Genomic DNA, 14,856 nt, shown 5'->3' on the forward strand with positions numbered 1-14,856 from the left:
CGGGCCGCGAGCTGGGCTCCGGGACGGACTTCCGGGTGGGCGTCGCGCTCAACCCCACGAACGCGGACCTCGCCGCGGAGGCGGCGCGTCTGCGCGAGAAGGTGGAGGCGGGCGCGGACTTCGCGCAGACGCAGCCCGTCTTCACCCGCGAGGACGTGGAGCGCTTCCTCGACGCGGTCGGCACGCCCGCGATCCCGGTGCTGTACGGCGTGCTGCCCCTGCGGAGCGTGAAGATGGCGCAGAACGTCTCGAAGTGGGCGCGCGTGCCGGACGCCTTGTTGCGCGCCGTGGAGGACGGCGGCGCGCGCGCCGGGACCCTCTGGAGCGCCCGCCTGCTCGACGACCTGCGCGACCTCGGCGTGCCGGGCGCGCACCTCTACCCGCTCGGGAAGCCCGCCGTGGTGAGGGACGTGCTGGGCCGCGCGGACGTTCCCGGCCCGAACGACCGGACCTCCGCGCACGCTACACTGTCCTGATGACCAGGCCCAAACGCCCCGGCGGCCCCCGCCGCGACAGCCGAGCCGCGAAGCCCGCCCGCGAGGGCGGCGCCCAGCGCGCCTCGCGTCCCGCCGGCCCCAGCGGGAAGAGTGACCAGCGCGGCCCGGACGGGCCCGCCAAGCCCGGCGCGGCGCGCGTCTCGCCCGGCGGTCCCCGTCCCGGCGGCAGACCCGCCACCGGACGCACCCGCCGCCTTCCCCCCAACGCGCCCGTGCTGGACGCGCCCGCGCCCGGCGCCGTCTTCCGCGACCGCGACGGCGGGACGCACACGTTCCCCGAGAGCAACCTCAAGCGCGTCGCCGCGCAGATCCTCACGCAGCACAGGAAGCTGTGGCGCTACCGTCCCTTCCCGTTCCCGCTCTTCACGGACAAGGGCAACGAGCAGACCTTCCACTTCGACTTCTACGTCTACGACCATCAGGAGGCCGTGATCCGGCTGATCCTGGTGGTCCCGCGTGAGACGAGTGAGGTGTGGGACCGCGTGGGCCGCTTCAAGCGGCAGTTCCCGATGTACCCCTACGAACTGTGGACGCCCGAGAAGCTCGCGCGTCTGCAGGGTCCCCGGGCGCGCCTCGGGTTCTAGCGGCGCTCCAGGAGGGCGGGACCGACGTTCGCGTCGGTCCCGCCCTTCATGCGTGTGGTCTGTCCGGCACCTCAAGGAACGCTCAGGGCGACCTATACGCCGAATTTGCTACGTTTTCCCCGTGGGCTCACGCGGCCCAGGCGTTCCGTTCGGGCTGGCCCCGGCGGCGCCCCTTCCCCTCACGTTTTTACTCCGCGCCGTCCGGAAGCGCCTCCAGGGGCACGTATACCGGACGGTCGGCGTCCTATGGTGAAAGTCCGCGGCTCATCGCCGCGTTCCGTCCGGAGGTTTCATGCAGGTTCAGACCAAGATGTACGTCCAGCCCGGCCAACCCTTCCCGCTCGGCGCGCACTGGGACGGCGAGGGCATCAACTTCGCGCTGTACTCGGAGAACGCCACGAAGGTGGAGCTGTGCCTCTTCGACGACGAGGGCAACGAGACCCGCCTCGCCCTGCGCGAGCACACGGCCTTCGTGTGGCACGGATACGTCGCGGACCTGAAACCCGGCCAGAAGTACGGCTACCGCGTGCACGGCCCCTACGAGCCCGAGCGCGGCCTGCGCTTCAACCCGAACGTGGTGCTGCTCGACCCGTACGCGCGCGCGCTTTCGGGCGTGGAGAACTTCCAGGGCGGCGTCTTCGCGTACGAGATGGGCAAGGACGACCTCAGCATGAACACCGAGGACGCGCGCGGCGTGCCGCTCGGCGTCGTCACGGACCCCAGCTTCGACTGGCAGGGCGACCGACCCCTCAACATCCCCTTCCACCAGAGCGTCATCTACGAGGCGCACGTGCGCGGTCTCACGATGACCCACCCCGACGTCCCGGAGGAACTGCGCGGCACGTACGCGGGCATGGCGAGCGCGCCCGTCCTGAGCTACCTGAGGGACCTCGGGATCACGGCGGTGGAGCTCATGCCGGTCCACGCGCACCTCGACGATCCCTTCCTGCTCGACAAGGGCCTCACGAACTACTGGGGCTACAGCACCCTGAGCTACTTCGCGCCGGAACTGCGCTACAGCGCCGCGTACCGCGCGGGCGACCCGGTGGGCGCCGTGCAGGAGTTCAAGGAGATGGTGCGCGCCCTGCACCGCGCGGGCATCGAGGTGATCCTCGACGTGGTGTACAACCACACCGCCGAGGGCAACCACATGGGGCCCACCCTGAGCTTCAAGGGCATCGACAACCCCACGTACTACCGCCTCGTCGGGGACAGCCCGCGCTTCTACTTCGACTACACCGGCACGGGCAACAGCCTCAACGTCCGTCATCCGCAGACGCTGCAGCTCATCATGGACAGCCTGCGCTACTGGGTCACGGAGATGCACGTGGACGGCTTCCGCTTCGACCTCGCCAGCACCCTCGCGCGCGGTCTGCACGAGGTGGATCAGCTGTCGAGCTTCTTCACGATCATCCACCAGGACCCGATCCTGTCCACCGTGAAGCTCATCGCGGAGCCCTGGGACGTCGGCGAGGGCGGCTATCAGGTGGGGAACTTCCCGGTGCGCTGGGCGGAGTGGAACGGCCTGTACCGCGACGACATGCGCGCCTTCTGGAAGGGCGACGGCGGCATCGCGGACGTGCTGGGCTACCGCCTCACCGGGTCGAGCGACCTCTACCAGAACGACGGCCGCAAGCCCTACGCGAGCATCAACTTCGTCACCGCGCACGACGGCTTCACCCTGCGCGACAGCGTCTCGTACAACGACAAGCACAACGAGGCGAACCAGGAGGGCAACCAGGACGGCCACAGCGACAACCGCTCGTGGAACTGCGGCGTGGAGGGCCCCACCGACGACCCCGAGATCAACCGGCTGCGGGCGCGGCAGCAGCGCAACTTCCTCGCGACGCTGCTGCTCAGCCAGGGCACCCCGATGATCCTCGGCGGCGACGAGTTCGGACGCACGCAGGGCGGGAACAACAACGCGTACTGTCAGGACAACGAGATCAGCTGGTACGACTGGACCAGCATCGACCACGATCTGCTCGCGTTCACGAAGCGGCTCATCGAGCTGAGAAAGACGCACCCGTCGCTGCACCGCCGCAAGTTCTTCTCGGGCCGCCCCATACGAGGCACGGACGTCCGCGACATCATGTGGGTGCGGCACGACGGCGCGGAGATGACGGACGAGGACTGGCAGAACCCGGTCACGCAGAGCCTCGGGATGTTCCTCGCGGGCAACGGGCTGTTCGACACGGACGAGCACGGCCATCCCCTCAGCGACGACCACCTGCTGCTGCTGCTCTCCGCCTCGCACGAGGACCTCGCGTTCACCCTGCCCGACTTCGGCGGTTGCGAGGCGTGGGAGCTGCTGCTCGACACGAACGACGACGCCGCGAACGAGACGATCGGGGCGGGCATGGAGACGACGCTCGTGGCGCGTTCGCTGAAGCTCTTCCGTTGCGCGCGGATCAACGACGAAACCTGAACGCGCGTCTCACCCGGGCTCCGCTGGCGCCTGATCCATTGGCATAACGAGAGACGGCGCCCCTGGAGGGGCGCCGTCCGGATGATGGACCCACGTGGGGGACGGGCCCCCGACCGAGGAGGACGATTCACTTGACGACACGACCGACGATCCAGCCGCCCCACCCGCACGCGCTCGGCGCCTTCTCCGGCGAGGGCGGGACGCTCTTCCGCGTCTGGAGCACCCGCGCGCCCTCGGCGGCGGTGGTCCTGCTCGGCGAGGACGGTCACGTGCAGCGCCGCCTGCCCATGGAGGCGCGCGGCGAGGGCCTGTACGAGGTGACGGTGCCGGACGTGGGGCCGGGCGCGCGCTACAAGTTCGAGCTGGGCGAGGAAGTCTACCCGGACCCCTACGCGCGGCTCGTGCCGCAGGGCGTGCACGACGGCGCGCAGGTGTGGGCGCCCACGTACGCGTTCCGGAACGAGGCGCCGAAGGTCCGGCGCGAGGACCTCGTGATCTACGAGCTGCACGTCGGCACCTTCACGCCCGAGGGCACGTACGCGGCGGCGCGGGAGAAACTGCCGTACCTGCGCGACCTCGGCGTGACCTGCGTGGAGCTCCTGCCCGTCAGCGCCTTTCCCGGCACGCGCGGCTGGGGCTACGACGGCGTCTATCACTTCGCGCCGTACCGGGAGTACGGCACCCCGGAGGACCTGATGGCCTTCGTGGACGAGGCGCACGGGCTGGGCCTCGTCGTGATCCTCGACATGGTCTACAACCACTTCGGCCCCGACGCGAACTACCTCGGCGCGTACAGCCCGGAGTACTTCACGCACGAACACAAGACGCCGTGGGGCGACGCGCTCGACTACGCCAACCCGTACATGCGCTCGCTCGTGCTCGACAGCGCCCAGCACTGGCTCACCACGTACCGCCTCGACGGCTTCCGCCTCGACGCGACGCAGAACATCATCGACGACTCTCCCCGGCACGTCCTCGACGAGCTCGCGGAGCGCGTCCACCGCCTCGGCGGCGGGCACTTCCTGTTCTGCGAGGACTACCGCAACGACCCGAAGCTCGTCACGGACTTCCACATGGACGGGGTGTGGGTCGACGACTTCCACCATCAGGTGCGCGTGTGCCTCACGGGCGAGCAGGACGGGCACTACCTGGCGTACCGTCCCAGCGTGGCGGACCTCGCGGCCTGCGTGAACCGGGGCTGGGTGTACTCGGGCGACGTGGAGTGGCCCCTGCCGAACGACGTGCACGGGGATCACTGGAAGCGCGGCTTCCCGGCGGACCCCATGCGCGCGGACAACATGGTGTACTTCATCCAGAACCACGACCAGATCGGCAACCGCGCGCTCGGCGACCGCCTCCCGGAGACGGCGGGCCAGGACGGCTTCCTCGCGGCGTCGGTCCTGCTGATGTTCATGCCGCAGATCCCGCTGCTCTTCCAGGGGCAGGAGTGGGCGGCGAGCAGCCCCTTCCAGTTCTTCAGCGATCACCACGGGCAGCTCGGGGAGCTCGTGTCGAAGGGCCGCCTGGAGGAGTTCGGGCACTTCGAGGCCTTCAAGGACCCCGCGCTGCGCGCGCGGATTCCGGACCCGCAGGCCCAGGAGACCTTCGCGCGCTCCAAGCTGGACTGGGACGAGGCCGGGCAGGGCGAGCACGCGAGCACCCTCGCGCTGTACCGCGAGCTGCTGCGCCTGCGCCGCGAGGACCCCGTGCTGAGTCACCGCTCGCGCGGCGACATGGCGGCGGGCCACGAGGGCGACGTGCTGTGGGTGCGCCGCTGGCACGGCGGGGAGCAGTGGGTGCTGCTCGTGAACTTCGCGCGCGAGGCGCGCGTCCTGCCCCGGGTGGACCGCGCGGATCTCGGCGGCATGACGCGTGTCCTCCCGACGGTGGAGGGTGAGGGCGGGCGCCTCGCGCCGCGCTCGGCGGTGCTGCTCGCCGGGGAGCGCCCGGTGAGCGCCGCCGTGCTGAAGGGCGCGCCGAGAGCGGGCGGCGCGGGTGCGGGCGCGCGGGTGCCGCGCGCCACGTACCGCCTGCAGCTGCACGCGGGCTTCACCTTCGAGGACGCGCGCGGCGTGCTGGACTACCTCGCGAGGCTCGGCGTGAGCGACCTGTACCTCTCCCCTCCCTTCCAGGCGGTGACGGGCAGCACGCACGGCTACAACCTCGTGAACTTCGAGCGCATCAGCGAGGAGCTCGGCGGCGAGGAGGGCCTGCGGGCCCTGAGCGAGGACGCCCGCGCGCGCGGCATGGGCGTCGTCGTGGACTTCGTGCCGAACCACATGGGCATCGCGAACGGCGAGAACCCCTGGTGGGAGGACGTGCTGGAGAACGGGCAGAGCTCACGCTTCGCGGACGTGTTCGACGTCTCGTGGCGGCCCCTGAAACGCAGCCTCGACGGGAAGGTGCTGCTGCCCACCCTCGGCGACCAGTACGGCCGCGTCCTGGAGCGCGGGGAACTGAAGCTCACGCGTGAACGCGGACGCATCTGGCTCTCGTACTACGAGCGGCGCTTCCCGGTCTCGCCGCGCTCGCTGGGGCCCCTGCTGGAGCTCGCGGCGCAGCGCTCGGGCCTCGCAGAGGACGACGCGGACCGCATGGAACTCGAGAGCATCGCCACGCAGGCGCGCAACCTGCCGCACTCCGAGACGACGGACCCGCTCGCCCGCGAGGTGCGCGCCCGGGAGAAGGTCGTGCTGCGCCGCCGCCTCGCGGCGCTCGCGGACCGCTCCGAGGGCGTGGCGCGGGCGCTGGACGAGGCGGTGGAGGCCTTCAACGCGCGCGAGGGGTTCGAACTGCTCGACCAGCTCGTGCAGAACCAGAACTACCGCCTCGCCTTCTGGCGCGTCGCGACCGAGGAGATCAACTACCGCCGCTTCTTCGACATCAACGACCTCGCCGCGATCCGCATGGAGGACCCCTCCACCTTCGAGCGGGCGCACGCGCTGCTCTTCCGTCTTCTCGACGAGGGCGTCGTGACGGGCGTGCGGCTCGACCACACCGACGGCCTCTACGACCCGCTGGGCTACTTCCGCGCGCTGCAGGAGGCCCGCGCCCGCCAGACCGGCGGGGACGCGAAGGAGCTTCCGCTCTACGTCGTCGCGGAGAAGATCCTGGAGCCCGGCGAGGCCCTCCCGGACCGCTGGCCCATCCATGGCACGACGGGCTACGACTTCCTCGCGCAGCTCGGCGGGGTGTTCGTGCGGCAGGAGGCGCGCGAGGACCTCACCGCGATCTACCGCCGCTACACGGGCGAGCAGACGCCCTACGAGGAACTGCTCTACCAGGGCAAGCGGCTCATCATGCGCTCCAGCCTCTCGTCGGAGATCAACGTGCTGGCCGAGCGACTCGAGCGTCTCGCGGAGTCCGACCGCCGCTCGCGCGACTTCACGCTGTCCGCCCTGCGGAGCGCGATCATCGAGACGATCGCGTGCTTCCCGGTGTACCGGACGTACGTGCGGCCCGACGGGACGCGCGAACGCGCGGACAACACGCACGTGGAGCGCGCCGTGCGGCAGGCGAAGCGGCGCAACCGCGACGTCGCGCCCGGCGTGTTCGACTTCCTCGCGGACGTGCTGCGCCTGCGCGTCCCCGAGGGCGCCGACCGTGACGCGTACGCCGAGTTCGCGCTCAAATTCCAGCAGGTGACCGGCCCCGTCACCGCCAAGGGCGCGGAGGACACCGCGTTCTACCAGTACAACCGCCTCGTGAGCCTCAACGAGGTCGGCGGGGACCCCGGCGTGTTCGGCACGTCCGTCGCGGACTTCCACAGGGAGGCGGCGCGCCGCGCGGAGAAATGGCCGGGCTCGATGATCGCCACGAGCACGCACGACACGAAACGCGGCGAGGACACCCGCACCCGCATCAGCGTGCTCTCGGAATTTCCGGACACGTGGATCGCGTACCTCAGCACCTGGGGCCGCGTGGCGCGGCAGTACGTCCGCGACCTCGACGGGGAGCGCGCGCCCGACCTGAACGACGAGTACCTCTTCTACCAGAACGCGCTCGGCGCGTGGCCGCTCGACGGGAACCTCGACGGCTTCGCGGACCGCCTGAACGGCTACATGCAGAAGGCGATCAAGGAGAGCAAGCGGCACACGTCGTGGACGAACCAGAACGCGGAGTACGAGGAGGCCGTGGAGGCCTTCGTGCGCGGCATGCTCGCCGACGAGGAGTTCACGCGCGGCCTCGCGGAACTCCACGAGCGCGTCAGTCCGTACGGCGCGGCGAGCGGCCTGTCGCAGGCCCTCGTGAAGTTCACCGCGCCCGGCGTGCCCGACACGTACCAGGGCAGCGAGGTGTGGAACCAGAGCCTCGTGGACCCCGACAACCGCGCGCCGGTGGACTACGCGCGCCTCAGCGAGCTGACGGGGCGCATCGACGGGGGCCTCACGGACCGCGCGGCGCTCGCGCGGGACCTGCTCACGCACTACCGGGACGGCGCGGTGAAGCTCTACGTGTCGCACGTGGCGCTCGGGGCGCGCGCCGCGGACGAGCGGCTCTTCGCGGAGGGCGACTACGTGCCGCTCGACGCGGGCGAGCACGTCCTGGCGTTCGCGCGGGCGCTGGGCCGCGGCGTGGCCGTGACGGTCGCGCCGCGCCTCGCCCTGACCCTCACGCGCGGTGAGACGCCCTGGGCGCTCGGGGACGCCTGGGGCGACCGGGAGCTGCCCCTCCCGGCGGGCGGACGCTACGTGGACCTCATGACGGGCCGCGAGTTCACGGCGTCCCGCGCGAAGACGCTGCGCCTCGCGGACGTGCTGCGGGACTTCCCGGTGGCGCTGCTCGTCAAGAGCGCGCAGAGACGCGCGGACGGCCCGGGCCCGGACACCCACGAGTGACACGAGCAGGAGGCGCCCACCCGGGCGCCTCCCCCTCTGCCCGCGTTCAGAGCTGCACGAAGCCCGGCACGTACTGGTAGGCGTTCCCGGCGCGCCGCACGTACCCCACGCCGGGCCACGCGAAGTGGTAGCCGACGACCATGAGGCGGTCCGTGGCGGCGCGGTCGAAGAGGCGGGCGCGCGTCGCGACGGCGGTGGGCTTGTCCATGTCGAAGCCGAGGTACTGCTCCGGGTACTGCAGCGACAGGATGTAGTGCCCGCCCGCGTCGGCGAGGTGCATCATCTGGGACTGGCCGCTGCGGACGAGCACCGCGAACTGGCCGGGCGTGTGGCCGTACGCGGGGACGGTGGTGAGGCCGGGGACGATCTCGGCGTTCTCCCCGAGCAGGGTGAAGCGCGCGCGGTTGGCGATGAGGTTGTTCTGCACGGCCGCGTTCGGCTGCGCCTGCGACGCCCAGTAGCCGAATTCCGCCTCGCCCATCACGAGCCGCGCGTTGGGGTAGCGCAGCGTGCCGGGAGCGGTGGTGACGCCGCCGATGTGGTCGCCGTGGCCGTGCGTGAGGAACACGACCGTGACGTCCTGCGGGCGGTACCCGGCCCGGGCGAGGTTCGCGGTGAGCTGACCCTGCTCGCCGCCGCGTCCCGTGTCGATCAGGACGCGCTGCGTGCCGGTGTCGACGAGCATGGGGTTGAAGTTGTTCGTGAAGTTCGCCGGGTCGAGGAAGTTGTCGCGCAGCGTCTGCGCGTACACGTCCTGACGGTCCGGGTTGGCACCCCAGTTGGGGAGGGCGGTGCCTCCGGTGGCCTGCCCGTCGCTGAGGACCGTGACGGTGAAGTCCCCGAGTTTGAACTTGTAGAACCCTCCGGCGTTGCCGGGCGTGTTGCCGGTCGCGGCGGGCGCGGCCTGCTGCGCCTGCCCGAGCGCGAGCGGGGAGGCGGCGCCGAGCGCGGCGGCGGTGCCGAGGAGCTTGAGGGCGTCGCGGCGGGGAAGGTCCTTGCGGTGGGAGGAGTCGTTCATACGTGACCTCCGGGTCGCGCGCACGCGACCGGTCGAATTGGCGTTCAGGGGCATGGTGCGAAATCGGCGGCTCTCATACTCGGTGGGTTGTTACAGTGCGGTACGGGCGCTCAATGCCGGGAACTCCGGCGGGGCCCGCCGCGTATTCCAGTGGTGACGCCGCCCGGGCGGTTTGATCCGTGGCGACGCCGAAAGGACCCAGCGTGCATACGACCGTTGTTTCGAAGTCTTCGTCGGTCATCCGGCCCTTCTTCAACCGCGCCTACTCGTGGATGGGCGCGGGCCTCGCCCTCACGGCGATCATCGCGTACCTCACGTCACGCAACGAGGCGCTCCTCGCGTCGGTGACGCAGAACTGGCTGCTGCTCGTCATCGCGCAGTTCGGCATCGTGCTGGGCCTGAGCTTCCTCATCAACAGGATCAGCGCGAACGTCGCGAGCGTGCTGTTCATGGTCTACTCGGCCCTGACGGGCCTGACCTTCTCGACGCTGTTCCTGCGTTACAGCGCCACGGACATCACGTCGGCGTTCGTGGTGAGCGCGGGCATGTTCGGCGCGATGAGCCTGTACGGCTACGCCACGAAGGCGGACCTCTCGCGCTTCCGCAGCGTCCTGTTCATGGGCCTGATCGGTCTCGTCCTCGCGATGATCGTGAACCTCTTCGTGGGCGGCACCGTCTTCACCCTGATCGTCAGCGTGGTGGGCGTGCTGCTCTTCAGCGCCCTCACCGCGTACGACACGCAGAAGCTCAAGGAGATGGCCCTGAGCGGCGTGGACGCGGGCAGCGAGTCGGGTGAGAAGCTCGCGGTGTTCGGCGCGCTGACGCTGTACCTCGACTTCATCAACCTGTTCCTGTTCGTGCTGCGGCTGTTCGGGATCGGGCGCAGCAACGACTGATGCGTGGAGAGACGCGCTGACGCCCAGGCATGACTGGAGAGACGCGCTGACGCCCCAGGCATGATCGGGCGGCCGCGTCCATCGGGAGGGGGAGGTCCTCGTGGCCTCCCCCTCCCCCGTTTCACGTCGCGTTGCACGATCGTGACGAAACGCGTGAATGCTCACCTCGCAGATGTGAGGTTGTCGTCGGGAGCGTGTCGAACGTCACTCATGCTTGAGGTGTGAGGACGACCCTGGAATGTCCGCCCGGCCGCGCTCGCCGTCAATCGGGGGTGGCGCTGGCCACGGCGGTAGGAACGATGGCGGTGGTGTTCGTGCTGGTGCTGCTCGTGACGTCCCTGGTCATCCGGGACGGCTGGGTCGGTTCGAACGACGCGACGGCGACGCGGCTCGCGCTCCTCGCGGACGGTCACAGCGAGCGGGCGCGGCTGATGCTGGTGGAGAGCTATCGCCGCAGCGGGTTCAGCCTCCCGAACTGGCTCGACGGGGTCAACCCGGACCGGGGGGCCACGCCGAGGAAGCTGACGCCGCCGACCGCGCCGGAAACTGAGATGCTCGCGGGCAGGCACGAGGCGGTGCTGGACGGGGTGACGCTGCGCTGGCGCGTGACGGAGGTCAGTCCGCCCGGCGGGAACGGGGCATGGGTGCGCGTCGCGGCGACCGCGACGGACGGGCGCGGCTCGCAGACGGTGACGCGCAAGGTGTCGTTCGGCGAGAACGACATCTTCGACTTCGCGCTGCTGACCGAGACGACGGACTGCATGTTCTGCCACCTGCAGGTACGCGGGGACGTTGGAACCCTGAAGTTCTTCCGTCCCGGCGGTCCGTCGGAGGGAGATCGGGCTTCGATCGGGCAGGGACGCCTTTCGCGGGTGACGGGTGACGTGATCGCCGCGCGCGAGGTGTCGTCGGACGAGCGGGACGCGAATCACGTGAACGGCCTGCACATCGAGGGGCGGGTCGTCACGAACTACGGCGGTCAGCGGCTGCCGCCCGACGTGGACGGGGACGGCGTGCCGGACTTCCCCCCGCTCGACGCGGACGTCGCGAGGCGCAGCGCGAACGGGTCCCTGTCGGGCGGGCGGATGCAGGGCGTCCCGATCGGCGGCGAGGCCGGGAAGGTGCTGCCGAACGGACGCCTGAAGGAAGCGGAGAACGTGAACCGCGTGAACAGGGTGTATCAGGGCAACCTCGTGCTGGTCGGAACGCCGCAGGATCCGATCGTGCTTGACCGGGACGTGTACGTGACGGGGGACGTGATCGTCAGGGGCGTCGTGAAGGGCCGTGGCGCGCTCTATTCGGGCCGCAACCTGTACCTCGCGGGAGACGTGGTGAACGCGAACCCGGCGGACAAACCGGGAGCGGGCGTGTGCTCGGGGACGCAGGACGAGGACGAGTGCGCGCGGCGCAACATCGCGGCGGGTCGGGACGAGACGCGGCTGGCGGCGGCGAACAACATCGTGATGGGCAGCTTCACCGAACGCAGGGACGACGGCTCCCTGCAGGCGCGCGTGGATCGGCAGGCGGCGGACTACATGCGCGCGCAGTTCGGTCTGCAGGAAGGTTCGGCGTTCTACGTGCGGAGGGGCACCTCGGAGGAGGTGCGGCGGCGTCCGGACGGTCGGTACGTGACGGCGGGCGGCCGGGAGGTGGCGGCGTCGGAGGTGGTGAACGTCGAGGACGACCCGTACCGGGCACTGATGGCGCCGGGCAGCATGGACGCCTCGGGCCGTTTCCGGCAGTGGATCAGCGACGAGCAGTACGACCGGCTGCTGGGACTGGAGGACATGCCGTACGGCACGTGGCGTTCGACGGTGAACACGCGGGAGCTGCGGCTCGACGAGGATCCCTACCCCACGGACGGCATGAGCGCCGAGGACCGGACGTTCTGGCGCAAGGTGCGGGCGCTGGAGAAGGAACTGGCGGACAGCGGCCTCCCGGTGACCTTCCCGGAGGAGTGGTGCCCGAAGCAGGCGTGCGGCTGGACCTGGGCGCGGGACGTGGCGTACCACCTCGTCAGGAACGAGGACCGCACCGGGAACTACTGGGGCGTGGACAAGGACGGCCGCGTGGTGAGCGGCAGTTTCAAGACGGTGCCCTCGGGTGACGGCAGGCCCACGCTGTACGTGGCGGTCGTGGACGCGCGGCCCTACAAGCAGGAGTCGACCAGGGTGGACGCGTTCCTGTACGCGAACGGCCGGATCGGCGGGAAGCTCGGCAATCGCGGCGGGCACCTGAACGGCGGCATGATCGCGCGGGAGATCGGGGTGCTGGCTCCCGGCAAGAGCTGGGCGAACGATCACTTCACGTGGACGCTGCCGTGGGAGCAGCGCCTGCGGATGAACGAGTGCAGGGCGGGCACGCACGACGTGACCCAGGACGCCTACTGGATCGATGGGGTCCAGTGCGGGTACTCCATCAACTACGACCGCAGGCTCCGCAACGGCGGGTACGGCTTCAACCTGATCCGGGGCACGATGGGCGGCACGGCGGAGTGGAAGCTCGACACGACCGGCACCGAGGCGGTGACGAGGTGAGCGGCGATCCCTCACGCAGGCTGGGACGGCACGGTTCGGCGGGCGGCGCCGCCGAGCCGGGCGCGCGGCCCAACACGGGCGCGCCGCGGGTGTCGCCGGGTTCGCGTGCCCCTGGCGCCCGTCGGACGCACAGGACGCCCGCTTTCCCTGAGGCGCTGATCTCCGCGCTGCCCCCCATCCGGGCGGCGCTGCCTCGCTCGACCCGGGTGTGGGCCGCCTGACTGGCGGGTCTGCTGGCCGTGACGGTCGCGGTCGTGGCGCTCCGTCCCGCACCCGCCCCGGTGGTGGAACCGCCGGGCGTGAGCGTCACGAGGAAGCTGCCCGCGCGGGCGACGAAGGCGCAGGTGACGCGCCTGCCGCTCTCGTCGCTTCGCCCGGAGGACCTGTCGCCGTCCCTGGTGGAGTTCGTCCGGGCCGACACGGTGCCGCCGACGCTGGTGCTGGTGGATGGATCGCGGGTGGTGCTGAACGACTTCACACGCGCGCGCCTTCCCGCGTCGGTGCGTCTGCTCACCGAGTACCGTCCGCCCGCCTTGAGTCGGGCGGGTGGACGTGCGGGCGCGCGGCCCTCCCCGACGGTCGTGGAGCGCCCACGGATTCCGGTGCTGCCGGGCGCGGGAGGTGGGCGCGGTGGGCCGTGAGGGACGCGGCGGGTTCACGCTGCTGGAGGTCCTGATGACGTTGCTGGTGGCGGGCATGCTGGTGGGCATCGCGGTGCCTCCCCTGCTCGGGGTGCTGAACGCGTCGCGTCTGCGTGACGCGAACCTCGCGCTGGCGGGCACGCTGCGGCAGGTCGCGAGCGTCGCGGTGCGAGAGAACCGTCCGTACCGGCTGGAGGTCCTCGTGGGTGAGGACGCGCTCCGCTTCGGTCCTGCGGGCGGGTCGTCCGCGTCGGTCGTGGAGGTCCCGCATGGCGCGCGGGTGGAGCGCGTCGAGTGGAGGTCCGGGGAGGCGTGGGTCGCGGCGGACGTGCGGGCGGTGACGTTCGACGGGCGAGGACGGCCGTCGATTCCGGTGCCCCTGCGGTTCACGGTGCGGCTCGGCGAGCGAGAGCGGACGGTGCGGCTCCTGCCGACGGGGAAGGTGGTGGTGCCGTGACTCCACTCGAGGGTGGAGGCGCGCCGCGGCGCACGTCGGGCGTGAGCCTTCCGGAGCTCCTCGTGGCGCTCGCGGTGATCGCGGTGGCGGTGGTGGTGCTCGCGCTGTCGACGCCGCTGGGCCTGGGCCGTCAGACGGAGGAGCGGACGTACGCCGTGAACGTGGCGCGCGGGGTGCTCGACTCGTTCCGGGGTCAGTGGCAGAGCCGGGAGCGGTTCCTGGCCGGGGACGAGGCGCCCCTGCCGTCCTCGCTGCGGTTCGGATGCACGGTGGACGAACCGAACCTCACGGCGTTCGTGTACGACGAGGACTTCGAGCTCGTTCCCGTGGAGAAGGGCGCGCCTCACCTGCGCCGGGTGGAGGTGACGGTGCGCTGCCCGCGCGTGGAGCGGACGACGCTCGTGACGGAGGTGGGCGATCCACGTCCGGAGATGCTGAAGAGCAACATGGGCGGTCACGAGGATGGAGGCGGGGAGTGAGCCGCCCCGAGGTGCGGCGCGCGGGCATGACGGTCGTGGAGCTGCTCGTCGGGCTCGCGATCCTGGGGGTGGTGCTGTTCGCGGCGCTGTCGCTGCTGACGGCGGGGCAGGACGTGACGAGCTTTCAGCAGCGGCGCACCCTCACGCTCGACGACGCGCGCGCGGCGATGTCGCGGGTGGTGGAGGTGGGCAGTCAGGCGTCGTACGTGTACCCGGCGGGCCTGACGCTCACGACGGGCGAGGGTCTTCGGGGCGCCCGGAGCGAGGGGGAGCTGACGACGGGCCGTTCGGCGCTGGCCCTGCTGGTGTGGGACGGCCGGAGCACGAGCCCTCCGAGGTATCACGCGGTGGTGTTCTACGTGGCGGACCGCGCGCGCTTCGCGGAGGACCTGCCGGGCACGGGGCAGGGCTCGGCCCTCGTGGAGGCCACGACGGAGGTGCCGGGCGTGCCGGGCGCGATCACGTGGCCGCGCAACGCGAT

General features: G+C 70.9%; 11 protein-coding genes. 10 read left to right on the forward strand and 1 reads right to left on the reverse strand.

Features of this window, described 5'->3' with window-relative positions; genetic code table 11:
• The 4 genes from DEIPI_RS30450 to treY form a co-directional block, all read left to right on the forward strand.
• Positions 1-476, forward strand: a 476-nt coding sequence (locus tag DEIPI_RS30450) for a methylenetetrahydrofolate reductase (protein ID WP_045234151.1), incomplete at its 5' end; no start/stop codon positions are given.
• The gene (locus DEIPI_RS0111365) at positions 476-1,081 is read left to right on the forward strand and encodes a hypothetical protein (RefSeq protein WP_027481856.1); all 606 of its coding nucleotides are present in this window, start codon (positions 476-478) and stop codon (positions 1,079-1,081) included. The genes DEIPI_RS30450 and DEIPI_RS0111365, both read left to right, overlap by 1 nt.
• A gap of 292 nt (positions 1,082-1,373) precedes the next feature.
• Entirely contained in the window at positions 1,374-3,509 is a 2,136-nt protein-coding gene (gene glgX / locus DEIPI_RS0111370) for a glycogen debranching protein GlgX (RefSeq protein WP_027481857.1), read from the forward strand.
• Between the two features lie 131 nt (positions 3,510-3,640).
• Entirely contained in the window at positions 3,641-8,347 is a 4,707-nt protein-coding gene (gene treY / locus DEIPI_RS42085; RefSeq protein WP_342667511.1) for a malto-oligosyltrehalose synthase, read from the forward strand.
• Positions 8,348-8,393: 46 nt separating this feature from the next.
• On the opposite strand, the gene DEIPI_RS0111385 is transcribed toward treY, so the two are convergent.
• Entirely contained in the window at positions 8,394-9,365 is a 972-nt protein-coding gene (locus DEIPI_RS0111385; RefSeq protein WP_027481858.1) for an MBL fold metallo-hydrolase, read from the reverse strand.
• A 203-nt stretch (positions 9,366-9,568) separates the two neighbouring features.
• On the opposite strand from DEIPI_RS0111385, the gene DEIPI_RS0111390 reads away from it, so the two are divergent.
• The 6 genes from DEIPI_RS0111390 to DEIPI_RS39580 form a co-directional block, all read left to right on the forward strand.
• Entirely contained in the window at positions 9,569-10,261 is a 693-nt protein-coding gene (locus tag DEIPI_RS0111390) for a Bax inhibitor-1/YccA family protein (protein ID WP_027481859.1), read from the forward strand.
• Positions 10,262-10,482: 221 nt separating this feature from the next.
• Positions 10,483-12,798, forward strand: a complete 2,316-nt coding sequence (locus tag DEIPI_RS0111395; protein WP_157463613.1) for a hypothetical protein — start codon at positions 10,483-10,485, stop codon at positions 12,796-12,798.
• A 239-nt stretch (positions 12,799-13,037) separates the two neighbouring features.
• On the forward strand, positions 13,038-13,439 hold the full coding sequence (locus DEIPI_RS0111400; protein ID WP_027481861.1) for a hypothetical protein: 402 nt from the start codon (positions 13,038-13,040) through the stop codon (positions 13,437-13,439).
• Positions 13,429-13,896, forward strand: a complete 468-nt coding sequence (locus DEIPI_RS35540) for a GspH/FimT family pseudopilin (RefSeq protein ID WP_169737082.1) — start codon at positions 13,429-13,431, stop codon at positions 13,894-13,896. Before DEIPI_RS0111400 ends, DEIPI_RS35540 begins: the two co-directional genes overlap by 11 nt.
• Entirely contained in the window at positions 13,893-14,375 is a 483-nt protein-coding gene (locus tag DEIPI_RS0111410; protein WP_027481863.1) for a prepilin-type N-terminal cleavage/methylation domain-containing protein, read from the forward strand. Before DEIPI_RS35540 ends, DEIPI_RS0111410 begins: the two co-directional genes overlap by 4 nt.
• Positions 14,372-14,856: PilW family protein (locus DEIPI_RS39580; RefSeq protein ID WP_045234152.1), on the forward strand; the 485-nt coding region annotated here is incomplete at its 3' end. The genes DEIPI_RS0111410 and DEIPI_RS39580, both read left to right, overlap by 4 nt.

Origin of the sequence: Deinococcus pimensis DSM 21231, assembly GCF_000519345.1 — a bacterium.
Lineage (GTDB): Bacteria > Deinococcota > Deinococci > Deinococcales > Deinococcaceae > Deinococcus_A > Deinococcus_A pimensis.